Genomic DNA, 24,546 nt, shown 5'->3' with positions numbered 1-24,546 from the left:
AAGTTCATTGATTGCACGAGGTTCAAGTACAGCACCAGAAAGGATATGCGCACCAACTTCAGAGCCTTTTTCAACCACACAGACAGAAAGGTCTGGAAGATTGTTTTCAAGCGCTAATTGACGAATTTTAATCGCAACAGAAAGACCCGCAGGGCCTGCGCCTACGATGATTACGTCAAACTCCATTGACTCTCGTTGTAAATCTTTCATAAAAAGAAATCCTATTTCGCTTAGCGGTATTTTAGTTTATTGAGATAAAAATATCAAATGAAAAAGCATCAAAAAGGGAAGGTTTGATGAGTAAATTCAAAATGATATCCACAAAAAAGCCAGCTAAATCTAGCTGGCTTTAAAATGGAATAAGTGATTTTATAAGGTCTAATTTTACGATTTTTGCGGATCGTAGAGTTTTTCCTTGATGAAGAGGGCAGGAATAACACCGCAAATTAAATAAGCAGCCCCCATCACCACAAAACCTAAACCAATAGAACCACCTGATGCCAAGTAGCCAATCGTTGCAGGCGCAAGTGCTGCACCAAGACGCCCGACGTTATAGGCACCACCAATCGCTGTACCACGAATCGCTGTAGGGAAACTTTCCGTCATATAGGTGGCATTTACACCATAAGGAATACCGTATAAAAATCCGAAAGCGATCAGTAAATATAAAATGTTGCTGGGTGAGTTATAAAAAACAATCAGTGGAAGAAAAATAGCAGTCCCAATCGCACCAAAGGCATAAGTAAAGCGACGACCAAGTTTATCAGCCATCATCCCCGCAAGGACTTTACCGAGGATCATGGCGGTATAAGTACCAACCATATATGCGGTCATTTCTTTAAACTTCATGCCTAATTCACTTTCTAGATATGAAGGCATCCAGTTATTTACCCCATAATAACCAAATTGTAAGAAGCCTGCTGTGAGCGCCCACAAGATAAACATATTTCGATTTCGTTTATCTTTAAAAATCAGTTTAAATGCCGAAGTATCCTCAGAGTTTTTATCACGTGTTGGTTGTTGTAAACGAGACTGTTGCCATGCGAGTGGTTCTGGTACCAAAAGATGCATTAAAACAGCAATCAACACCGGTACAATGGCAACATAAAACAGCATACGCCAGCCATGATCTGGAATAATCCATCCAGCGAGTAGCGTTGCAACAATATAGCCAACCGTCCAACCTGCTTGTAAGGTACCCAATACCGTTGTACGGTAACGTGTAGGTACATATTCCGCCATCAAGGTATTGCAGGCAATATAAAGCGAGCCTAGTCCGAGAGAAGCAAAAAAACGTAATAGCCCAAATTCAAGAAAGCTTTGGGTAAAGCCTAGTCCACATGTAAGTAGTGAGAAGGTGAGAATAGAAATAACCACGATCCGTACTCGACCAAATTTGTCACATGCCCATCCCCCAAATATCCCACCAACAGCCATACCCGCCAGGGTAAAACTACCCAGCATACCTGCCTGCACGGAACTTAAACCAAAATCTGCCTTAATACTGTTGAGACTATAAGACAGCAGCATCAGATCGGCACCATCCACCAACAAGGCTAAAAATGCAAAAATAAATGCAATTTTCCAAGTATGAGGTTGTATTGAAGAGAGATGTGTATTGTAGTTTGTCGCCATAATCCATTACCTACATTTGATTTACAGCACTTCAAATCGTTTTAAAGTGCCTAAAAATTAATTAAGACGCAGCACGAATCATATTTCGCGCAATAATCATTTGTTGAATTTGGGTGGTGCCTTCATAGAGACGGAATAAACGTACATCTCGGTAAAAACGTTCAATGGCATATTCACTGATATAGCCAGAGCCACCATGAATCTGTACGCAGCGATCGGCCACGCGACCACACATTTCAGTGGCAAACATTTTTGCGCATGATGCTTCTGTGCTGACGTTGTGCCCAGCATCACGTTGTCTTGCCGCATCTAAAACCATACATTGCGCTGCATAAATTTCTGCTTTGGAGTCAGCAAGCATGGCTTGAATCAGCTGAAATTCAGCAATCGCTTGTCCAAATTGCTTCCGCTCAAGGGCAAACTTTAAGGTATCGTCTAATATGCGTAGGGCAGCACCGACACTGATTGCGGCAATATGTAAGCGACCTTTATCCAAGACTTTCATTGCGGTTTTAAATCCTACACCTTCAATACCACCAATCAGTGCTGAGGCAGGAACTCGACAATTTTCAAAAATCACATCACAGGTATGTGCACCTTTTTGTCCCATTTTTTTATCTGTTTTACCTAGAGAGATTCCTGCAGTTTTGCGATCTACGATAAAAGCAGAAATTCCACCAGCACCTTTAATATCTGGATTGGTTCGTGCCATCACCGTAAATACCCCTGCATGAGGTGCATTGGTAATAAAGCGTTTGGTGCCATTTAAAATATAAAACTCACCTTCTTTTACTGCGCTGGTTTTCAAAGAGGCAGCATCTGAGCCTGCATCTGGTTCAGTTAGGCAAAAAGAACTGATCACTTCACCACGTGCTAAACGGGGCAAGAAAAATGATTTTTGAGTTTCGGTACCATCAATAATCAGACCACTCGAACCGATTCCATTATTGGTGCCGATCAGTGAACGAAAGGCAGGCGAAGTACGTCCAAGTTCAAAAGCGATAGATACCTCTTCTTCCATGGTCAAGCCAAGACCTTCATATTCTTCTGGAATCGTCAGTCCAAACAAACCCAAAGCTTTCATTTGCTCAATGATGGCTTGAGGGATTTGATCTGTTTCTGCGACTTCATTCTCATGAGGAATAAGGACACCATCTACAAACTGTCGAATCATATCTACCAGTTGTTTGAGTGTTTCCTGATCTCGAATCATAGTCTTGTCCTTTGTACAACATGTTGAAAACATCGAGGAGATGTTGCTAAAACCCTGCATATTGATGCGATAGTAATCAAAGGATTAGTAGAAAACAATATATTTTGAAAATTAATTTCGCAATGCGGTATATTGTGCTTGTTTTTTAGTTGGCTAATTATTTGATTTAATTAATCTATATTTGTTGAATAAAAATCATCACTTTTGATGAAAAAATTAAGTTTTATTTTTAAAGTTTTCTGTGTATATTAAAAACATATATCGCTATGCGAAATTTATATTAAATAAATTTTCCTGTAGGAAATTAATCAAAGGTTAGTGGAATAAACATGGGTGCTTTAAATGGAATTCGTGTACTTGATTTAAGTCGAGTACTGGCTGGACCGTGGTGTGGACAGATTCTTGCCGATTTAGGCGCAGAAGTGATTAAGGTTGAAAGACCGAAACTAGGTGATGATACGCGTTCTTGGGGACCACCTTGGATGAAAGATGATGCCGGACAAGAGACACGAGAAGCCGCTTATTATCAGTCGACCAATCGCAATAAACTTTCTGTTGCAATAGATATTGCAAATCCGGAAGGGCAGGCACTCATCAAAGCACTGATTCAAGATACCGATGTGGTCATTGAAAACTACAAAGCTGGTTCTTTGAAAAAATATGGCTTGGATTATGCTTCTTTATCAGAAATTAATCCTAAACTGGTTTATTGCTCGATTACGGGTTTTGGTCAAAATGGACCGAGAGCAGAAGAGCCAGGCTATGATTTTATCATTCAAGGAATGGGTGGACTCATGTCCATCACGGGTGAAAAAGATGATTTACCCGGTGGTGGTCCGCAAAAAGTAGGTGTCGCATTTTCAGACTTATCAACGGGATTATATTCAACCATTGCCATACAAGCGGCTTTGCTCAATCGTCATATGACGGGTTTAGGGCAACATATAGATATGGCTTTACTTGATGTGCAAATTGCCACAATGGCAAATCAAGGAATGAATTATCTTTCATCTGGAAAAGTGCCGGTACGTTATGGCAATGCACATGCCAATATTGTGCCTTATCAATTATTTAAAGCCGCTGATCGAGAGTTTATCATTGCTTGTGGTAATGACACTCAGTTTATCCAACTGTGCAGAAGTATTGGTTTGCCAGAGTTACCCAATGATGTTCGATTTACCCGTAATGCAGATCGTGTTAAGCATCGTGATGAAGTGATAGAAATTTTATCAAAGCATTTTTTAAGCAAGACTGCCGATGAGTGGGTAAGTGCAATTTATGCTGCTAAAGTGCCTGTTGGTGTGATTAATAATCTAGAACAAGCTTTTAATGAACCTCAAGTGATTGCGCGAGAGATGCTGGTAGAAATGCAACATCCTCAACGTGAAAAACTTACTGTGGTTGGTTCTCCGATTAAGCTTTCACGTACACCTGTAGAGTATAGAAATGCGCCTCCTTTGTTAGGCGAACATACTCAGACCATTTTAGGCCGTATTATTTCTCCAGCAAAACTTGAGGAGTTAAAAGCCAAAGGCGTGATAGGATAGTTTTTAAATAGATGATGTGAGCAGTCTAAAGCCATTTTTTAAGTAAAATAAGCAAATTTAGACTTTTCACATCGAGATGGATGCATCGTTTTATTTTCAAAGTGAATCAGATGATTGCTTTTTGCTATTTATAGAAAAAATAGATTATAATTTTCGCAGTGCGAAACAAATATGTGAATTGGTATAACCATGAATGATGCCGTAGATGCAGAACAAACAGAAAAATTATTAGCGCCTTTGAGGCATGAGTTATTGCATCCGATTGAAGATATGCAAGATGAAAATGATCGTCAATTTATTACAGCTTTAGGACGTGGTTTAGAACTCTTACGTTGCTTTACCCCAAAACATCAGCATTTGGGTAATCAAGAGTTATCACAAATGACCGGTTTGCCTAAACCGACAATTACCCGTTTAACGCACACATTGTCACGTTTGGGCTATATTAAGCAGGTCCCAAATTCAAGCAAATTTCAACTTTCAGTTGGGGTTTTGGCGTTTGGTTACTCCATGCTTTCTAATGTGTCTATCCGTAATATTGCACATCCCTATATGAAAAACTTAGCGGATTATGCAGGTGCTGCTGTGGCAATGGCAACGCGTGATCGTCTAAATATGATTTATTTGGATGTGGTACAAGGCAAGGGCAATATGACCATGCGTCGTCAAGTCGGTACTTATTTGCCGATTCATTTAAGTTCAATGGGACGTGCATGTCTGGCTGCAATGCCTGAAGATGAAAGAGAGTTTTTACTTGATGCAATCCGTAGCAAACATAAAGACGATTGGATCAAGATTAACCGTGATTTAGATAAAGCATTTAAAGATTATCAAGATTTTGGTTATTGTTTTTCAATTGGTGAATGGCATAAAGATGTCAATTCAGTTGCAGTCCCCTTGATTCATGAACAACATGGTCTACTGGTATTTAACTGCGGCGGACCAAGCTTTATTATGAACCGCGAAAAACTTGAAGAGGATATTGCACCGCGTCTTCTACATATGGTGAATAATATCCGCACTGAAATTAGCTAATTTTATTGCTTTAAAACTGAAAGGCCAGCAACGATCTGCATTGTTGGCCTTTTTAATAAGATGCAGGTTAAATAGTTTGCTTACGAAAAATGGGTGTTATTTTTTTCATCAATGCACTCAGTGCTTGTTTAAATTCGTCACCTTGCCAACAAAGTGAGAATACAGTGGACTCATGATCGATCAGATTTAATAAATCATCGATAAGCATAGGATGCTAAGAAATGAGCCTCTAAATATAAAATAGTGAGTGGAAAGAATATGAAAACCAAAATTACAGAATTATTTGAAATTGAACATCCGATTATTCAAGGTGGTATGCATTATGTCGGTTTTGCCGAGCTGGCTGCTGCAGTTTCAAATGCGGGTGGGTTAGGCATTATTACCGGTTTAACCCAGCGAACACCTGAAAATCTAGCAAAAGAAATTGCCCGATGTCGAGAAATGACCGATAAGCCTTTTGGTGTCAATCTAACTTTCTTACCCACAGTCAATACACCTGATTATCCGGGTTTTGTCGAGGCAATTATTAAAGGTGGGGTAAAGGTTGTAGAAACAGCGGGTCGTAATCCTGAACAGGTCATGCCTTATTTAAAGGCCGCTGGAATAAAAGTGATTCATAAATGTACTTCGGTTCGGCATAGTCTAAAAGCTCAAAAAATTGGATGTGATGCTGTTTCTGTCGATGGTTTTGAGTGTGGTGGACATCCTGGTGAAGATGATGTACCGAATATGATTTTATTGCCTTTAGCTGCCGATACCTTAGAAATTCCTTTTGTTGCATCAGGTGGTATGGCTGATGGACGTTCACTTGCTGCCGCTTTAGCTATGGGAGCTGATGGCATAAATATGGGAACACGTTTTATTGCAACTCAAGAAGCGCCAGTACATGCAAATGTGAAACAGGCGATCCTGAATGCAACAGAAAGAGATACTCGTTTAATTATGCGCGCTTTACGTAACACTGAGCGTGTTATAAATAATACAGCTGTAGAAAAAATTATAGCCAAAGAAAAAGCACTGGGTGACCAGATTAAATTTGAAGATATCATTGAAGAAGTTGCAGGTGTTTATCCTAAAGTGATGATTGATGGCGATGTCAATGCTGGGGCGTGGTCATGTGGTTTGGTTGCCAGTCTGATCCATGACATTCCGACATGTGATGAACTGGTCAACCGTATTGTAAAAGAGGCAGAAGACATTATTCGTGGACGTTTATTCGGGCTTTTATAAATATCTATTTGAGTTCAGCTTTATCTCGATGATGAAAGACTGCTTTTAAAGATCAGCACAATACTATGGATTGTGCTGATCTTTAGCATCTGCAAGACAATAATATAGACACAGCAGGGCAAAAACTAAGCCCAAGATACATACACCTGTCCAGCCAAAATGTTTCCATGCATAGCTTCCACTCGTGGTCCCTAAAGCACCGCCAGCGAAATAACCTGTCATATAGATGGCATTGAAACGTGAACGCAATTGTTGGTTAAGCTTAAAGACAATACTCTGATTGGTGACATGAACAGCCGAGAGCGAAGCATAAAGAATAAGTAAGGCAATGATATAAAAGATAAAATGATAAGAGAGTAACAAAAACAATAGCCAACTTAAAATCAGACCGATACCACAACATATCGAAATTTTATGAATATAGCCTTGATCAATAAATTTACCTGAAAAATTGGCAACGAATGTTCCTAAAACACCGACAAACCCAAATAAGCCAATCGTAAAATCACTGAAAAAATAAGGCGCAGGAGCTAAGAGTAAAGACATGGTGGTAAAGGTTAAACTTACACAGGCAAAGGTTAATCCACCAATATAGGTTCTGATTCTTAGGCGACGATTTTGAATAAAGATTTGCGGCAGTGAGTGAATTGTTTTGAGATAATTTTCAGATTTGGTGGGAGGAAATAAGCCAATATTACGGTACAAAATAATCGCAATGAGCAATAATAAAAAACCGCTGAGCAGATAAATAAAATTCCAAGCAAAAAGCGTCGACATCATCCCTGATAATGAGCGTGCCAATAAGACACCCATCATTAACCCACTCAGTAAAAAACCAACAACACGACCACTATGTTGAATTGGAACCAGACTGGCAGCCAGTGGTAACAACAGTTGGGCTGAACTAGAAAATAACCCTGTAATGATGGTACCGAACATTAACAGATAAATATTGTGGGAAAAACCACTAATAATTAGCCCAATTGAGGCAAGCAGCATAAATATAAATAACAACTTACGCTTTTCGAGAATATCCCCTAAAGGCATTAAAAACAGCAGACCTGCTGCATAGGTGATTTGCGCTAAAGTAGGCACCCATGCTGTGGTGGTATCTGCTAAATTTAAACTTAGACTAATGGAATGAATCAGTGGTTGGCTAAAGTAATTCCCACCAGTACAGATGCCTGCTGCAACTGCCATTAAAATAATGGTTGGGGTATAGAGAGTGTTTTTCATTATGCCTATGGTTTGTCATTATGAAATCGGAACTTTTAATCCACACAACCATGTATCTGCTGATTTTACGCATCTGATTTTAAACATGGTTGTTAAGGCGTTTCACTCAAAGCATCTTGAATGTTGTGCACCATATGGATTAAACGGGGTCCAATTTCACCTTCAAGTTTTTCAGGGTTTAAATGAAAACTTGGTGCGCCGCAGTTAAAGACATAAAGACCATGTTTGGAACTGACCAAAGGCACAGCGACAGAGTTTACTTCTTTATGCCATTCGCCTAAAGAAAGGCAATATCCGTAATCTTGATAATCTCGGAAAGCTCGTTCTAAAGAACGTTTAATTGCAGGCCAGTTTTCAGCATTTTTTTGTTTAAGCGCATCCAGTAAAAAATTACGCTCACGTTCAGGTGTAGCCGCCAAACAAGCTCGACCCATGGAACTGCTGTGAATAGGTAGGGTTGAGCCAATGGGACGGCGCATATTTAAAGCAGTTTCGATCTGAACCACATCGATATAGACCATGTTTAAACGGTCACGGGTTGCCATCGCAACAGGTGCTTGCACATATTGGCTCATTTCTTCCATATAGCGATGTGCAATATTACGGATAGAAATATTGGACAAGGCTGCATAGCCTAAAGATAAAACACCGATATCCAATGTATATTTAGTGGAATTAGGCAGTTGTTTTAAATAGCCTAATGACACTAAGGTATTGGTTATCCGCGCAATGGTTGGTTTTGGTAAACCCGTCATTTTTGCCAGTTCTTGGTTACCCAAGACTTGATTGTTGGCAGAAAAACAACGTAATAGCTCTAAGCCACGTGCTAAAGAAGCGATAAATTGGGGGTTATTTTCCCGATGAATATGTGAAATAGGATCAAGGCGTATCTCATCAAAATTTATAGGTTGTTCAGTTTCTGAATTCTGAGACATTCAATACTCAAATATAATAAAGCAACAGTTTGGCTATTATATTTCGCTCTGCAAAATAAATCCATTCATCACTGCGCTGTTGTGATGAATGGATACTCGGTTAGTGATTAAACAGTCAATGTTATGACACGTTTTCAATCACCATGGCTAAGCCTTGTCCTACGCCAATACATAAGCTAACGACAGCATATTTCTTATTGCGGCGGATCAGCTCACGCGAAACTGTCAGTGCAAGACGTGCACCAGAAGCCCCAAGTGGGTGGCCAATGGCAATTGCACCACCATTTGGGTTGACACGCGGATCATTAAAATCAACATCTAAACCTTTTAAGCAAGATAATACTTGTGAAGCAAAAGCTTCATTGATTTCAATGATATCCATATCATCTAAAGTTAGCCCTGCACGTGCAACGGCTTTTTTGATTGCTTCGATTGGGCCAGCACCCATAATACGAGGTTCAATACCTGCTGCTGCTGCTGACAAGATTTTTGCCATTGGCTTTAAGCCATATTTTTGGCCCGCTGCTTCGGAACCGATGAGCAATGCAGCAGCACCATCGTTAATACCCGATGCATTTCCAGCAGTGACGACACCACCTTCAAATAATGGTTTTAATTTGGTTAAGGCTTCAACCGTTGAGCTTGGGCGAGGGTGCTCATCTTCAGAAACCAGTTTTGGTGGTAACTTTTTGCCTTGAAAGACTTCAATTGGGGTAATTTCACCAGTAAAAAAGCCGTCTTGTTTGGCTGTTTGATATTTTGCTTGGGATTGAGCTGCAAATAAATCTGCCTGTTCACGGCTAATGCCAAACTCAACCGCGACATTGTCACCAGTTTCAGGCATTGAGTGACCACCGTATTGTGCAATTAGTTTTTTGTTTGGAAAGCGTGAACCAATTGTGGTGTCATAAATTTTAGTATCACGGCTATAGGCAGTTTCAGCTTTACCCATTACAAATGGGGCACGTGACATGCTTTCTACACCACCCGCAATATATAAATCGCCTTCGCCACAAGTGATGGCACGTGCAGAATCAATCACAGCACCCAAACCACTTGCACATAAACGGTTTACAGTTTGGCCGGGAACAGTTACAGGTAAGCCCGCGATTAACAGGGCATTTCTGGCAACGTTACGGCTGTCTTCACCGCCTTGGTTGGTATCACCTAAAATAACATCTTCAATCGCTGCACCTGGAACCCCAGTTTTTTCAAGGAGCTTTTGCAAAACTGCCGCAGCTAAATCATCTGGACGTACTGAAGCAAGCTCACCTGCATGACGACCAATCGGGCTACGTAAACCATCATAAATATAGGCATTTAACATTGAGAAGTTCCTTTTCAAAATCCAGAATTAAAAGTAAGCGGTAAATTTAATGCGACACGACGTTGTAACCATGGGCTAGGGCGATAGCGTGGGTCATAGGTCAGTGTTGAGATACGATTGAGAATGAGTAAGATTTTTTGGCTACCGATATGATCACCCCATTCAATAGGGCCAAATGGATAGCCTAAACCTAAACGGACTGCGGCATTGATATCATCGACACTGGCAATATTTTGTTGTGCAATATCACAACCTAAATTAATCACCATGGCTAAAACACGTTGTGCCACGAAGCCAATACTTTCAGCAATCATGCTGACCATAGCACCATCTAAATTAAACATAGAGTGAGCTGCTTGACGATACTCAGTGCTTGTCGCCAATGACGGCATTAACGTTCTATGTTTGCTTATGCCGTATAGCATATCTATGGCAACAGCTTGTTGTGGATTGACTTTTAAACGTGTCGCTGTTTGGGTGGTATCTTCACCGTAGCAAGCGAGTAAACATAAACTCTCAGGTAATGGTTCTAGAGCAGTATCTAAGACAATTTTTTGCTGGACTAAATAATCTTCCAGTTGTTGTTTATCTTCAGCAAAATCAGCTGCAATCCAAACTTTTGGATAGTTGGTTAAACGCTCAACAAACTGTGCAGGTTTTTCACCTGTTTTTGTGCCTGTTTCATAGTGGTAAAAGCCTTGATTAACTTTACGCCCAAGTTGTTTGGCTTCAAGCATTTGCTTGGTCAATGGATTGGGCTTGTAACGGGCTTCTTCATAGTATTGATGATAAATCGACTCCATTACAGGATGTGATACATCCAGTCCTGTTAAATCCATGAGTTCGAATGGTCCCATTCTAAAACCAACACCATCTCTTAAAATGCGGTCAATTTCACTGATGTCACAGACGTTTTCATTTAAGATTTTTAACGCTTCGGTGCCATAGGCGCGCCCCGCATGATTAATAATAAATCCTGGGGTGTCTTTGGCAACAACAGGTCGATGACCAAATGCACGTGATAGCTCATTTAATGCATCTACAATATGTGGATCTGTTTTTAATCCTTGGATCACTTCCACAACTTTCATCAGTGGTACCGGATTAAAGAAATGGAAACCGACTACACGTTGTGGTTTTTTACAGTTTGCTGCAATGGCTGTGATCGAAAGCGATGAAGTGTTTGAGGCTAAAATAGTGGTGTCTGAAACGATCTCTTCGAGTTGTTGCATCAACACTTGTTTGATATCTAAACGCTCAATAATCGCTTCAACAATTAAGTCGCAGGCTTTTAAATCTTCAAGTTGCTCTGCAACGATCAAATGTTTGTTAGCATTTTCCGCTTGTTCAGCACTGATTTTATTTTTATCGACTAGCTTTTGAAATGTTGCTGCCAGCTTTTCTTTGGCCTGTAGCGCAGCGCCTTCTTTGGTGTCATATAAATAGGTGGTATGACCTGATTGTGCTGCAATTTGAGCAATACCGCTGCCCATAATACCAACACCAATTACAGCCATGCTTTGAATATCATAAGTCATGTCGATCATCCTGATAACTGATCTAGATTAAACGAAAAATTAGAGACGAAAAAAATAGAAACGAAAGAAAACAATACAGTCTGGTGGGTTAACTCAGACATTGTTTGTCACCATCAATCGGTAAAATTTGTCCAGAAATAGAGCAACCGCTTTCCGAGGCTAAAAATATACACAAATCGGCAATATGTTTTGGATTGACAAAATATTTGAGTGATTGATTTTTAAGTGCATTTTGCGTAACGGCATCCAAGGACGTTTGAGCGACATTTGCACGCGCTTGTAACACCCGTTGAACTCGTTCTCCATCCACTGCACCTGGAAGTATGGCATTGACTCGAATATTGTCTGCACCAAGTTCCATCGACAATGTTTTGGTAAAACCAATTAATCCCCATTTAGAGGTCGCGTAAGCCAAACGATATGGATAGCCCAAACGTCCAGCGATCGATGACATATTGATAATGACGCCTGCTTCCGACTGTTTTAAAAAGGGGATGGCGAGTTGGGTGATAGCAAAGGTACTATTTAAATTAAGGTTTAATACCGCACTCCAATCGGCGAAACTCAATTCTTCTGCTGCAATGGTTGGGCCAGAAATCCCTGTATTATTGACCAGAACATCAATATGCCCCAGTTTACTGATGGCATCACTAAACATAGATTTGATTTCATCATGGTTAGCTAAATCACATGCATAAATATGTAGTGCAGGATAGGCCTTTTGGAATTGCGCTAAGCTTTCTGCATTGATATCACAAACGAAAACTTCATCGTGATGCGCTAAGAATGCTTCTGCAATACATCGTCCAATTCCTGAACCGCCTGCACTAATCAATACTTTTCTAGCCATTTCTATTCCATTGTTGTTATCGATTAAACTTATTTGCCTTGATATGATGGTTTTCGTTTTTCAATAAACGCTTGAATGCCTTCATTTTTATCTTCTGTTGAAAACAACAATTGAAATGATTTACGCTCCAATGCCAAACCTGCATTTAATGGAACATCTTCGCTCATTAATGCAACTTCTTTGATTTGTTGTAGGGCAATTGGTGGCATTTTTGCCAGATTTTGCGCCATTTGAATAGCGGTTGAGATGGTCTGGTCATCTTCAGTAACTTGGGAAACCAGTCCAATGCTATATGCTTCTTCTGCTTTGACCATTACACCCGTCATGATCATACGCATCGCGTGAAATTTACCCACTGCACGGAAAAGACGTTGGGTTCCACCTGCGCCAGGCATTAAACCGACTTTAATTTCAGGTTGACCAAAAGTTGCCCCTTTACCCGCAATAATAATGTCGCTATGCATGGCAAGTTCACAACCGCCACCCAGTGCATAACCATTTACAGCAGCAATCACGGGTTTAGGGCATTGCGCAATTGCATTCCAATAACGTTCTGTATGACGTAGCAACATTTCTGTGGAGGTTGCGCTTGCCATTTCTTTTAAGTCTGCACCTGCGGCAAAAACCTCTTCCCCACCTGTGAGCACAATGGCATGGATCTGGTCATTAAAACTTAACTCAGTAAACACTTGAGCCAGTTGCTTACGTACCTGTGTATTTAAGGCATTTTTAGCCTCTGGACGATTAATCTTCACGATTGCTACTTTCTGAACAGAATAGTCAACTTCAATGAAACTGTTCCTTGTTATTTCACTCATTTTTTGATTCCTTGTTTCGCAGATCAAAACTATATTTCTTTAATAATGCGTGTTTTGAAATTTATTTCAAGTATTTTTTACTTGTCTTGATACTTTATCGTCGGTTAGTTTTTCTAAGTGATTGATATTTAATATTGGTAGATCTTAAAATTTCGTTTAACGAAATTAATTTTCAAAAAAGCTTGAAATTTGTGTTTTTAATCTCGTACTATGAAACACATTCGCAGTAAACAAGATTTAAAACAGGGTATCCATTACCCAGCTGGAATAGCTGATGGATGCAATGAAGCTACAAAAGAAGGGAGATCATAGATGATCCGTGATGAAGGAATGTTGCAACAGTTGCTCTCAACAATTCGTGACTTTGTAAAAAATGAATTGATTCCACGTGAACATGAGGTTGCCGAGCAGGACAAAATTCCTGAGGATATCGTGCAACAAATGCGTGAGTTAGGTTTATTTGGGTTAACCATTCCAGAAGAATATGGCGGATTGGGAATCACCATGGAAGAGGAGGTGAATGTTGCATTTGAACTTGGACAAACTTCACCGGCATTCCGTTCACTGATTGGTACCAATAATGGTATTGGTTCAAGTGCGATTTTGATTGATGGAACACAAGAACAAAAACAAAAATATCTTCCTCGTTATGCCAGCGGTGAAATTATTGGTTCATTTTGCTTAACCGAACCTGAGGCAGGTTCAGATGCTGCATCTTTAAAAACCAGTGCAGTCAAGGATGGTGATTTTTACGTTTTAAATGGAACCAAACGCTTTATTACCAATGCACCACATGCTGCTACTTTTACCGTGATGGCACGGACCAATCCTGATATTAAAGGTGCCAGTGGTATTTCTGCATTTTTAGTTGAAGCCAATACGCCTGGGATTAGTTTGGGAAAAATCGATCAAAAGATGGGACAAAAAGGTTCTCATACTTGTGATGTGATTTTTGAAAACTGCCGCATTCCAGCATCAGCACTGATTGGTGGGATTGAAGGTATTGGTTTTAAAACCGCAATGAAGGTTTTAGATAAAGGTCGCTTACATATTGGTGCATATAGCGTCGGTGTGGCTGAACGGATGTTAAATGACGCACTTCACTATGCCATTGAGCGTAAACAATTTGGTCAGCCGATTGCTAATTTTCAATTGATCCAAGCCATGCTTGCAGACTCTAAAGCTGAAATTTACGCGGCCAAATGTATGGTGCTCGATGCTGCACGTCGCCGTGATAATGGTGAAAACATTAGTACAGAAGCATCTTGTTCAAAAATGTTTGCCACTGAAATGTGTGGGCGGGTCGCAGATCGTTGCGTACAAATTCACGGCGGTGCTGGTTATATCAGTGAATATGCCATTGAACGTTTTTATCGTGATGTGCGTTTGTTCCGTTTATATGAAGGAACCACGCAAGTTCAACAATTGATTATCGCAAAAAACATGATTAGGGATGCTACAGCCTAATAACAATTAGATGCCATGAGGCAGGGGATGCCTCATATTCCTTCTGAGGATATGGACATGACAACGGAAACAGTTACACAAAATAATAGCGGTAATAATGGTGCTGGAGAGGTGATTCAGACACCCAAAAAGATTTGGATTACAGCCTTTATCTTTGCATTTTTTACTTTGCTTTGTGATGGCGCAGATTTAGGCTTTTTAGCGTTAAGTTTGACCAGTTTAAAGGCTGAGTTTCATCTGAGCGGTGTACAAGCAGGAACATTGGGCAGTTTGACACTGTTAGGTTCCGCTGTGGGGGGATTAGTCGGTGGATGGGCTTGTGATCGCTTTGGCCGAGTGCGCGTGATCGTATTCTTTATTGCTTTTTCTTCTGTTCTGACCTGTGCATTGGGTTTTACGCATTCATATATGCAATTTGCGATTTTAAGAACATTCGGTGCAATGGGCTTAGGCGCACTTTATATTGCCTGTAATATTTTAATGTCTGAAATGGTGCCGACCAAACATCGTTCTACAGTGTTGGCAACACTGATGACGGGCTATACCTTGGGGTCTTTACTTGCGACTTTGTTGGCAGGTCATATTATTCCTGAACATGGCTGGCGTTTCCTATATTGGCTTGCAATTACCCCGATTATTTTATCAGTACTGATGCATTTTATCGTACCTGAGCCTGAGTCATGGAAAAAAGCACGTCAGTTAAAAGTCGTTGCAACGCCACACAATGCACAGCCTGTTAAACGTCAAAACCCGTATTGGGAAATTTTGAAAGATAAGAAACACGGCACCATGTTTGTACTGTGGATTTTGAGTACCGGTGCTTTGCAATTTGGTTATTATGGGGTGAGTAATTGGCTACCGGCTTATTTGGAATCTGATCTAGGAATCAAGTTTAAAGAAATGGCGATGTATATGGTCGGCACTTTCTTAATCATGATGTTTGCCAAAATTATTGCCGGGATTATTGCGGATAAATTAGGTCGCCGTGCTGTATTTGCATTCGGCACAATTGGCACAGCTCTATTTATTCCCGTGATTGTTTACCTTAACACGCCTGCCAATATTTTATGGCTCATGCTGTTCTTTGGTTTTCTATACGGCATACCGTATGCAATCAATGCTACGTATATGACTGAAAGTTTTCCAACCTCAATTCGAGGCTCGGCGGTTGGCGGTGCGTATAACATCGGTAAAGTGCTTTCAATTTTCTCTCCATTAACCATCGGTTATTTATCACAACATGGTTCGATTGGTTTAGGACTGTTGGTGATGGCTGGGGCGTACTTTATTTGCGGTGTAATTCCATTGTTATTTATTAAAGACCGACTATTTAACCCGCAAAAGGCAGAGTGACAATTTGACCTGTCACGTCAATTTAAGGATGAAAAGGGACAAGCGAAATGATAAATAAAATCACCAGTGACATTGAACCGATTTTAAAGGCAATTCCTGATGGCGCAACCATCATGACCAGTGGTTTTGGTGTGACAGGTCAGCCTGCGGAACTGATTGAAGCCTTAATCGATTTAGGTAAAAAAGAGCTGACCATTGTCAATAACAATGCTGCCTCTGGTGATCGTGGTTTGACCAAGCTGATCATTGCAGGTTGTGTCAGAAAAATGATCAGTTCCTTTCCAAAGTCAGCGGGTTCGACTGTATTTCAAGACTTATATCGAGCAGGAAAGATTGAATTAGAACTGGTTCCACAGGGCAACTTAGCCTGTCGTATTCAAGCGGCGGGTGCTGGTCTAGGTGCAATATTTACACCGACAGGCTATGGCACAAAAGTCGCAGAAGGCAAAGAAACCAGAACCATTAATGGTCGAAACTACGTGCTTGAGTATCCGCTTGAAGCTGACTTTGCTTTGATTTATGCAGATCAAGCCGATCGTTGGGGGAATTTGACTTATCGTAAGGCAGCACGGAACTTTGGCCCGATTATGGCAAAAGCGGCGAAAACAACCATTGTTCAAGTGAATCATACGGTAGATCTAGGAAGCCTTGATCCTGAGTGCATTATCACCCCAGGGATTTTTGTACAACATGTTGTCAAAGTAGGAGATATCTAATGTCAATTCAAAAACGTTCTCGTGAAGATATCGCTCAGTTGATTGCTCAGGATATTCCCGAAGGAGCTTATGTCAATTTAGGTATCGGTTTACCCACCAATGTTGCGAAGTATTTACCTCCAGATAAAGAAATCTTTCTACACTCAGAAAATGGGGTTTTGGCCTTTGGCCCGCCACCCAAAGCAGGTGAAGAAGATGAGGACTTGGTCAATGCTGGGAAAGAGTTAGTGACTTTGCTGGATGGTGGTTGCTTTATGCATCATGGAGATTCCTTTGACATTATGCGTGGTGGGCATCTGGATATCTGTGTGATTGGTGCTTTTCAGGTCGCAGTGAATGGTGATTTAGCCAATTGGCATACTGGCAAAGCAGATGATGTTCCTGCTGTAGGGGGGGCAATGGATTTAGCGGTGGGTGCTAAATCAATTTATGTCTATATGGAGCATGTCACCAAAAAGGGCGAAGCTAAAATTGTCGATGTACTGAGTTATCCCCTTACAGGGGAACAGTGTGTAGATCGTATTTATACCGATTTATGCATTATTGAATTAAAAGATCACAAAGCCTATGTCACTGAAATGGTTTCGGGACTGAGTTTTGATGAATTACAGGCAGTAACGGACTGCCCATTGATAGATGTACGAGACGCTTAGTTTATAAGCGTAGGGAAAAAAGCTTCTTTAAGGATTAAAAGATGAAAAAATTAATTTTAGCTACAGCTTGCGCTGTGGCTTCAGGGACTATTTTTGCAAATTCACCAGTGACAGCAGAGCAACGGATTAATTTGTTAGAGACAGAGCTGCAAAAACTCAAAGCAGAACTCGAATCTCAAAAGCTGTCACAAAATAATTTGCAGGTCAAACAAGCAAAAATTGAAGAAAATGTAGAAAAAAATAAAGCACTTGAAACAGCGAAACCAATTGCACCTTCGTGGGTGACATGGACAGACAATGTTAAAGTCTATGGAATAGCTCGACTTGATGCTGCAGTTGATTTTAAGTCCTCACCAGATTCGGGAGGAAGAACCACCAATAGCTTAAATCGGACTCCATTTGAAAATGACAAACGTTCCGATCATGCCCGTTCAGATGCCATGATCAATGCCAGTCGAATCGGAGTGTATTTCAACAGTCCAGATAAGGCTGTAACAGGAAATATTGAAGCCGATTTCTTTGACAGTGCCAATATGGGTACGGGCGATGGTAAATTCCGTATTCGTCATGCTTTCTTTACTTATAAAGATTGGACTTTCGGTCAAACCTGGTCATTGATGTCCAATATGGAAACACGAACAGAGTCTGTCGATTATACTCAGTTTATGGGAACCTCTTATACCCGTACACCTCAAGTGCGCTATGACTGGAAAATAAATAGCAAGAGTGATTTAAAAGTTGCCTTGGAATACACTGGATCACGGGTTTCAGCATTCCCGACATTGACAGGTCGATATACCGTAAAAGCAGGTGCCTTAACGGCTTTGGCTCAAGGTTTTGTCAATGAAAAATCTGTAGATGTTGCAAAAGATACGGTTAAAAAAGTCAGTTGGGGCGCGGGTGCTGGTTTAAAATACCAGCTGACCCCAGCACAATCTGTACAGGCAAATTATCAATATATCGTGGGTGATCAAAAATTCATGCCATATACCACACAAACTGGCCTGACAAATGCAACCAGTTTAAATGCGGCAGGTGATTTTTCTTTAAATGCGCAAAAAACAGATTTAGAGATGAATAAACTCAATAGCTTAAATATAGGGTATTCATATAAATTTAATCCACAATGGCGTGCAAATTTATCTGCATCGATTTTTGATTTTGATGATGATTCAGCTTATGCAAAACTCAATCCTGACGCAAATAAGCGTTTAACGGATTATGCTGCCAATCTGTTTTATTCACCTGCTGAGCAAATTGATATTGGTATGGAATATCATCAAGGTAAGCGTGAAGTGTTTGATGGAAGAACAGCAGATGTCTCTCGCATTAACTTTGTGTCGATGTACAAATTCTAAAATAGGGTGAGCTGCGCAATGGAAAAAATAGTTCAACCTGACACAACGCATATCTTGTCAAAAAGCTTTATTTTCATCATGGCAATGGCATGTGGAATTTGTGCAGGTTCGAACTATTATAACCAGCCTTTGATTTATTCTATTGCAGAAGCTTTACAGGTCAATGCAGAGCAAGTGGCTTTAACAATTGTAATCGGTCAACTCTCTTATGCAGTTGGTCTGTTTATCTTAGTGCCGCTCGGTGATTTTTTTGAAAAGCGTAGCTATATTTGTCTATTGATGTGCTGCACAGGTTTTGCCCAGATCGGACTTTCTTTAAGTCAAAGCTTGCCTGTATTGTATTGTTTTACCTTTTTAGCGACCTTCTTTTCGATTACGACACAAGTCTTGGTACCATTTGCCGCTGGTTTGGCGAGCCCTCAAAAAAGCCCGCAAATTGTCGGAACACTGATGAGTGGTTTGTTTTTAGGCATTCTCTTGGCAAGATCAATCGCAGGCTTGCTTTCGACTGTTTGGTCATGGCATGCGGTGTATTTACTCAGTGGTATTGTGATTTTAGCTTTTGCAGTAGTGATGTGGCTTAAATTACCCGTTGCTCGAAAATCTCATCAATTAACAGTGCTGCAAATTTATCGTTCATTGTTTACATTGGCCGTTGATCAGCCACATTTAATCCGCCGTGGTCTGGCAGGTGGGATCGGCTTCGGTATATTGGCGCTGATCTTTACCACCATGACGTTTATTCTTGCCAATGCGCCTTATCATTTTAATGATTTCCAAATTGGTTTATTTGGCATAGTTGGTCTGGCGGGTGTGTTTGCAACCCCTTGGGCGGGAAAACAAATTGCCAAAGGATTGGAAAATAAAGTTGCACTGATTTGTATGTGGTTTTTGGTACTTGCATGGATTCCACTATTTTTTGCTCAGCAGTCTTTGCTGGCTTATGCAGGAGGTGTGATTTTGGCTTATTTTGGTTTATCGGCCTTTCATGTACTTAACCAAAATCTGGTCTATCGAATTTCAACACAAGCACGTTCTCGGATTAATTCTATTTATATGACACTGTATTTTGGTGGTGCTGCACTGGGTTCGTTGGTTGCGGTCTACACATGGAAACACTGGGGATGGAGTGTCTGTGTGGTTGTGGGTTTAGCCATGGCAATTCTAAGTTTTATAATTGACCGAATAGATTTTTATGTAATGAAGAAAACAGTAATAAAAGATTGATCCCACGCAGTACCTTATGCTGTAAACAAAGCAGTGCTCAATTTTGGCTTAGAACGCAAGCCATTTATGAAATGTCATCAGACCCTAAGCCCTTTGAGGGCTTAGTCTTTTTATTACTTTCGTATGATCATCAGAGTTGCTGTCGCAAAAGCATAAATTTTACCATTTTCATCCACAATTTTACCTTCTGTAGTAATGATATTACGTCCAGCATTAATCAGTTCAGCTTGTGCGTAGTAGGCAGTATTGATCTGCATTGGCCGAATCATTTTCACATTGAGATCAATCGTGCCATAACCAACGCCATGTTCCAGCAAGGTATGCGCTGCACTTCCCGTTGCAGTATCTAAAGCAGTCGCACAAAAACCGCCATGGATTGTTCCTTGTATATTTCGATGCGCTTGACTTGGCGTAACCTTATACGTCGCTTTGCCTTTAGAAACTTCGATTAACTGCATAGGAATGGTTTGCGCCATAGGTGATGCTGAAATTTCACCATTTTTTAAAGCCGTTAAGAACTCAAGACCTGTGTATTGAGGGTTATCCATAAATCATCCTTGGAGTGTTAAGCGATCTAATTAACATACTATAAAAGTTTATTTTACGAAATAAAATTTTGCTATACAAAATTATTTTTTAATTAAATATTATGCTGGAGTTCTGAATTAATTAAATTTTATTGTTTAAATACAGCTTTTTATGTCGAACTATCATGTTTTGGCGATATTTTTAAATAAAATTATTTAATAAAAATGAAAATAAATTTTGCAATAAGAAATTTATTTGATATTTTTAAACAATCGTAAAATAAAATTGTCATCTAAGGGAAATCATCTCTATCTGCATCATCGGCAGAAGAATTGAAAGGGAAACACTATGCCTTTATACAAAGCACCACTGCGTGATATGCAATTTGTACTGCATGAAATGTTGCAAACAGAAGAAAACTACCAAAAACTACCCAAATATCAGGAAACGGTTAGTCGTGAATTGATCAATCAATATTTAGATGCCGCAGCAGACTTTTGTGAAAATGAGCTTGCACCCATCAATCAAAATGGTGACCAGGAAGGTTGTCACTTAAATCAAGGTGTCGTCACAACCCCAGCGGGATTTAAGCAGGCATATCATAAATATACGGAATTAGGTTTTACCTCACTCACAGCAGATCCTGAATATGGCGGTCAAGGTTTACCCACATTATTGCGTATTGCAATCTCAGAAATGCTGTGTGGTTCTAACTGGGCTTGGGCGATGTATCCTGGCTTATCGCATGGTGCAATGCGTACCATTGAACATCATGGTACAGCAGAACAGAAGCAACAATTTTTAAGTAAACTGATTAGTGGCGTTTGGACAGGGACAATGTGTCTAACTGAGTCACATGCGGGTTCAGATTTAGGTTTGATCCGCACCAAGGCCGAACCAAACCCTGATGGAAGTTATGCAATTACTGGCGAGAAAATCTTCATTTCTGCTGGGGAACATGATCTGTCAGAAAATATTATTCATATTGTTTTAGCCCGATTACCACAAGCACCAACGGGGACTAAAGGAATTTCACTGTTTATCGTGCCTAAATTTAACCTCGATGATGCAGGTGATTGCCAAGATCGTAATAATGTTATCTGTAGTGCGATCGAACATAAGATGGGAATTCATGGTAATGCAACTTGTGTTTTAAATTTTGATGGGGCCAAGGGCTATTTAATTGGACCTGAAAACCGTGGGCTAAATTGTATGTTTACCTTTATGAACACAGCACGTATTGGAACAGCTGTACAAGGGTTGGCGGCTTCGGAGATTTCATTTCAAGGTGCGCTGAGTTATGCCAAAGAACGGTTGGCGATGCGTGCTTTATCAGGCGCAAAATACCCAGATAAAAATGCTGATCCGATTATTGTGCATCCAGCTGTGCGTTCGATGTTAATGACGCAAAAAGCCTTTTCTGAAGGTGGTCGAGCACTGGCATATTTTCTGGCTCAGCATGTTGATATTGTTGAAACATCCAATGATCCTGAACAACAGAAAATCTCAGATGAATTGTTGGCATTTTTAACCCCGATTGCCAAAGCTTTTTTAACTGAATCAGGCAATGAAGCGGCAAAACACGGCGTACAAATTTTTGGTGGGCATGGATTTATTGTTGAACATGGCATGGAGCAAATTGTTCGTGATGCCCGTATCTCAACCTTGTATGAGGGAACCACAGAGATTCAGTCTTTAGATTTGCTGGCACGTAAGGTGCTAAAGTCGGATGGCAAACTATTAAAAAATATGACTGATTTAATTGAGCAGTTTATTGCAGCCAACCAATCAAATACCGTATTGGCAGCTTATCTGGAAAAACTGGCGGAACTCAAGCAACAGTGGCTGTCAATTACAGACAGTGTTGCCAAAAAAGCACAGCAAAACCCAGAAGAAATTGGCGCTGTTTCAGTTGATTATCTGTATTTCTCTAGCTATGTCGTGTTTGCTTATCTTTGGGCACGTATGGCGCAAGTAGCAGATGAAAAGTTAAGTCAAGCAACACCGGACGAAAAATTTTATCAGGCTAAATTAACCACAGCGAAATTTTTCTTTCAAAAATTATTACACCGTACCCAAAGCCATGCGGCTTCTATTGCATCGGGCGCTGAAGCGGTAATGGAATTAGAACAAGATGACTTTGCTTTTTAAGCAGGGTCAGGATGTTTTTATTTAAATGAGTAAAAATAAATGGATTTTCAACATATTTTGATTCGTCAGGAAAATCGGGTGGGCTATTTAACCTTAAACCGTCCCGAGGTGCTCAATAGTTTTAATGAGCAAATGCATCGTGAAATTGCTGCAATTTTAGACCTGTGGGCGGTTTCTACTGAGATTAAAGCCATTGTAATCTCTGGTTCAGGTAAGGGCTTCTGTGCAGGTCAGGATTTAAGAACGAGAAATAAAGAGGTGATAAGTGCAGCTGATTATGATGCAGGTGCTGCCTTAGAAAAATTTTATAATCCGTTAGTCATTAAAATTTCCAATATGGCTAAACCTGTTGTGGCTGCGATCAATGGCGTAGCGGCTGGTGCAGGGGCGAACTTGGCTTTGGCTTGCGATATTGTTGTGGCCAAGCAATCTGCTACGTTTATACAATCTTTTTGCAAAGTCGGTTTAATCCCAGATGCAGGTGGGACGTGGAATTTGCCACATCTGGTGGGGCTTGCCCGAGCCAAAGGTTTGACCATGTTCGGGGATAAGTTATCTGCCCAGAAAGCCTTGAGTTGGGGGCTTATTTGGGAGGTCTATGAAGATGATGCTTTTGACCAAAGCGTGATTGAATTGGCGGAACGTTTGGCAGAGCAACCAAGCAGTTCGATTTCGCTAATTAAAAAGGCCTTAAATACTGCCTCGCAAAATACTTTGGCTGAACAGTTACAGTTGGAACGAGAGTTACAGCGTATTGCTGGACAATCAGACAATTATAAAGAGGGTGTTGCGGCCTTTATCGAAAAAAGGAAAGCTAATTTTAATTGATCAAATCTATGCCTAATCATGTTTAACCAGTAAAAATTAACAAAAAAAGCACTCTTTTTGGAGAGTGCTTTAAAATAAGTAATCACTAGTTTTGATCGTTATTTACATGCTGGTTTTTAACCTTAGCAAGCTAAATAGAGCTTTTATTTTTTATATATGAAGTAAGTCGCGAGAAGAGAAGGAATACCAAAATTAAGTAAAAATATTAAGAATTCTTCTTTAACCGCATATCCTGCTTGTATGCCCATATACATATTCCAGCTCATTGCTACAAACCAAATCAAGATGAACAGAATAAAAAATAATGTCTGGTTAAAGCGACCACGTAATATTCGACTTATAAAAAGAATTGCAAGGAGTAGCATTATACCGATGAGAATCGTATAGAAAGTTCGCATGTTGGGTCACCATATGAATTAGCGATTGTTTATATTTTTCATTCGTTGTACTGAAATTGCTTTACCACATTTGTTTTAACTTTATTTTATTGTTGAGCATAATACTTCCCTTATTTGGGCGACTTAATGATTAAAGTAGCGAATAAGACAACGATAACTGTTTTTAGTAGAAGAATAATGATATGAAACTTGGCATGTCTATTCGAATTTTCGAACAATCTAAAAGCTAATGGGCAATTTGATGTATGGTCAAACTGTCAAAACTCAGACACAAAAATATAATTTCTCTTAATTAATATTTTTAATTAAGAGAAATTATATGGAAAAAATAAATTGTTTGATTATAAAATATTGCAATGCCACACCTTATATTCAAAGTTTAAATCCCTTTGCGTAGGCGATGCCTCACTTTTCAGAGATGAAAAGATACCGTCTTAACTGTCAAGCAAATTATTTAAGGATTCATGCCTTATAATTTGCCTGATAAGGTTGTTGGTTTTTAA

The 24,546-nt window shown here is 40.0% G+C and carries 21 protein-coding genes and 1 pseudogene; 11 read left to right on the top strand and 11 right to left on the bottom strand.

Annotated elements, in window-relative coordinates:
* The 3 genes from WFN33_RS20095 to WFN33_RS20085 form a co-directional block, all read right to left on the bottom strand.
* The coding region (locus tag WFN33_RS20095) for an NAD(P)/FAD-dependent oxidoreductase (RefSeq protein WP_336954807.1) at positions 1 to 210 on the bottom strand (210 nt) is incomplete at its 3' end.
* A 174-nt stretch (positions 211 to 384) separates the two neighbouring features.
* Entirely contained in the window at positions 385 to 1,635 is a 1,251-nt protein-coding gene (locus tag WFN33_RS20090) for an MFS transporter (RefSeq protein ID WP_336954806.1), read from the bottom strand.
* A 61-nt stretch (positions 1,636 to 1,696) separates the two neighbouring features.
* Positions 1,697 to 2,848, bottom strand: coding sequence for an acyl-CoA dehydrogenase family protein (locus tag WFN33_RS20085; RefSeq protein ID WP_336954805.1), 1,152 nt, complete (start codon positions 2,846 to 2,848; stop codon positions 1,697 to 1,699).
* Positions 2,849 to 3,177: 329 nt separating this feature from the next.
* On the opposite strand from WFN33_RS20085, the gene WFN33_RS20080 reads away from it, so the two are divergent.
* Both WFN33_RS20080 and WFN33_RS20075 read left to right on the top strand, forming a co-directional pair.
* On the top strand, positions 3,178 to 4,395 hold the full coding sequence (locus WFN33_RS20080; RefSeq protein WP_336954804.1) for a CaiB/BaiF CoA transferase family protein: 1,218 nt from the start codon (positions 3,178 to 3,180) through the stop codon (positions 4,393 to 4,395).
* 189 nt (positions 4,396 to 4,584) lie between these two features.
* Entirely contained in the window at positions 4,585 to 5,430 is an 846-nt protein-coding gene (locus WFN33_RS20075; protein WP_004721467.1) for an IclR family transcriptional regulator, read from the top strand.
* Positions 5,431 to 5,497: 67 nt separating this feature from the next.
* Here the strand turns inward: WFN33_RS20075 and WFN33_RS20070 are convergent.
* Positions 5,498 to 5,638, bottom strand: a pseudogene (locus WFN33_RS20070) (enoyl-CoA hydratase); the annotation flags it as partial.
* Between the two features lie 50 nt (positions 5,639 to 5,688).
* On the opposite strand from WFN33_RS20070, the gene WFN33_RS20065 reads away from it, so the two are divergent.
* A complete protein-coding gene (locus WFN33_RS20065; RefSeq protein WP_336954802.1) occupies positions 5,689 to 6,660 on the top strand; it encodes an NAD(P)H-dependent flavin oxidoreductase in 972 nt (323 codons plus the stop codon).
* A 63-nt stretch (positions 6,661 to 6,723) separates the two neighbouring features.
* Here the strand turns inward: WFN33_RS20065 and WFN33_RS20060 are convergent, their stop codons facing one another.
* The 6 genes from WFN33_RS20060 to WFN33_RS20035 form a co-directional block, all read right to left on the bottom strand.
* Positions 6,724 to 7,899, bottom strand: coding sequence for an MFS transporter (locus WFN33_RS20060; protein ID WP_336954808.1), 1,176 nt, complete (start codon positions 7,897 to 7,899; stop codon positions 6,724 to 6,726).
* A gap of 89 nt (positions 7,900 to 7,988) precedes the next feature.
* Positions 7,989 to 8,831 (bottom strand): IclR family transcriptional regulator, encoded by an 843-nt coding sequence (locus WFN33_RS20055; protein ID WP_004721464.1) that lies wholly within the window; start codon positions 8,829 to 8,831, stop codon positions 7,989 to 7,991.
* A 121-nt stretch (positions 8,832 to 8,952) separates the two neighbouring features.
* Entirely contained in the window at positions 8,953 to 10,158 is a 1,206-nt protein-coding gene (locus WFN33_RS20050; RefSeq protein WP_336954801.1) for a 3-oxoadipyl-CoA thiolase, read from the bottom strand.
* A gap of 14 nt (positions 10,159 to 10,172) precedes the next feature.
* Positions 10,173 to 11,696 (bottom strand): 3-hydroxyacyl-CoA dehydrogenase, encoded by a 1,524-nt coding sequence (locus WFN33_RS20045; protein WP_336954800.1) that lies wholly within the window; start codon positions 11,694 to 11,696, stop codon positions 10,173 to 10,175.
* An 88-nt stretch (positions 11,697 to 11,784) separates the two neighbouring features.
* Positions 11,785 to 12,546: an SDR family oxidoreductase gene (locus WFN33_RS20040; protein ID WP_336954799.1), complete on the bottom strand. Its 762-nt coding sequence runs from the start codon at positions 12,544 to 12,546 to the stop codon at positions 11,785 to 11,787.
* Between the two features lie 29 nt (positions 12,547 to 12,575).
* Positions 12,576 to 13,364 (bottom strand): enoyl-CoA hydratase, encoded by a 789-nt coding sequence (locus tag WFN33_RS20035; protein WP_336954798.1) that lies wholly within the window; start codon positions 13,362 to 13,364, stop codon positions 12,576 to 12,578.
* A 312-nt stretch (positions 13,365 to 13,676) separates the two neighbouring features.
* Here WFN33_RS20035 and WFN33_RS20030 point away from each other — a divergent pair, with 312 nt between their 5' ends.
* From WFN33_RS20030 to WFN33_RS20005, 6 genes are read left to right on the top strand one after another with little or no spacing between them, the layout of a single operon-like run.
* On the top strand, positions 13,677 to 14,831 hold the full coding sequence (locus tag WFN33_RS20030) for an acyl-CoA dehydrogenase family protein (RefSeq protein ID WP_336954797.1): 1,155 nt from the start codon (positions 13,677 to 13,679) through the stop codon (positions 14,829 to 14,831).
* 57 nt (positions 14,832 to 14,888) lie between these two features.
* Positions 14,889 to 16,184: an MFS transporter gene (locus WFN33_RS20025; RefSeq protein WP_336954796.1), complete on the top strand. Its 1,296-nt coding sequence runs from the start codon at positions 14,889 to 14,891 to the stop codon at positions 16,182 to 16,184.
* Between the two features lie 47 nt (positions 16,185 to 16,231).
* Positions 16,232 to 16,900: a 3-oxoacid CoA-transferase subunit A gene (locus tag WFN33_RS20020; protein WP_004721455.1), complete on the top strand. Its 669-nt coding sequence runs from the start codon at positions 16,232 to 16,234 to the stop codon at positions 16,898 to 16,900.
* Positions 16,900 to 17,553 (top strand): 3-oxoacid CoA-transferase subunit B, encoded by a 654-nt coding sequence (locus tag WFN33_RS20015; protein WP_336954794.1) that lies wholly within the window; start codon positions 16,900 to 16,902, stop codon positions 17,551 to 17,553. The genes WFN33_RS20020 and WFN33_RS20015 overlap by 1 nt, the downstream gene beginning before the upstream one ends.
* Positions 17,554 to 17,594: 41 nt before the next feature.
* Positions 17,595 to 18,911 carry an outer membrane trimeric porin-like protein DcaP gene (gene dcaP, locus WFN33_RS20010; RefSeq protein WP_336954793.1) on the top strand — a complete coding sequence of 439 codons (1,317 nt, stop codon included), beginning with the start codon at positions 17,595 to 17,597 and terminating at the stop codon, positions 18,909 to 18,911.
* Between the two features lie 18 nt (positions 18,912 to 18,929).
* Entirely contained in the window at positions 18,930 to 20,138 is a 1,209-nt protein-coding gene (locus tag WFN33_RS20005; RefSeq protein WP_336954792.1) for an MFS transporter, read from the top strand.
* 113 nt (positions 20,139 to 20,251) lie between these two features.
* On the opposite strand, the gene WFN33_RS20000 is transcribed toward WFN33_RS20005, so the two are convergent.
* Positions 20,252 to 20,686, bottom strand: a complete 435-nt coding sequence (locus WFN33_RS20000; RefSeq protein ID WP_336954791.1) for a PaaI family thioesterase — start codon at positions 20,684 to 20,686, stop codon at positions 20,252 to 20,254.
* Between the two features lie 328 nt (positions 20,687 to 21,014).
* On the opposite strand from WFN33_RS20000, the gene WFN33_RS19995 reads away from it, so the two are divergent.
* On the top strand, positions 21,015 to 22,817 hold the full coding sequence (locus tag WFN33_RS19995; RefSeq protein ID WP_336954790.1) for an acyl-CoA dehydrogenase C-terminal domain-containing protein: 1,803 nt from the start codon (positions 21,015 to 21,017) through the stop codon (positions 22,815 to 22,817).
* A gap of 39 nt (positions 22,818 to 22,856) precedes the next feature.
* A complete protein-coding gene (gene paaG, locus WFN33_RS19990; RefSeq protein ID WP_336954789.1) occupies positions 22,857 to 23,645 on the top strand; it encodes a 2-(1,2-epoxy-1,2-dihydrophenyl)acetyl-CoA isomerase PaaG in 789 nt (262 codons plus the stop codon).
* The last annotated feature ends 901 nt before the right edge of the window (positions 23,646 to 24,546 follow it).

The organism is Acinetobacter sp. AS167 (assembly GCF_037152175.1).
In the GTDB taxonomy this organism is placed as follows: Bacteria; Pseudomonadota; Gammaproteobacteria; order Pseudomonadales; family Moraxellaceae; genus Acinetobacter.
Note: the sequence above shows the minus strand (reverse complement) of the source record. Positions and strands in the feature narration are given on the sequence as shown.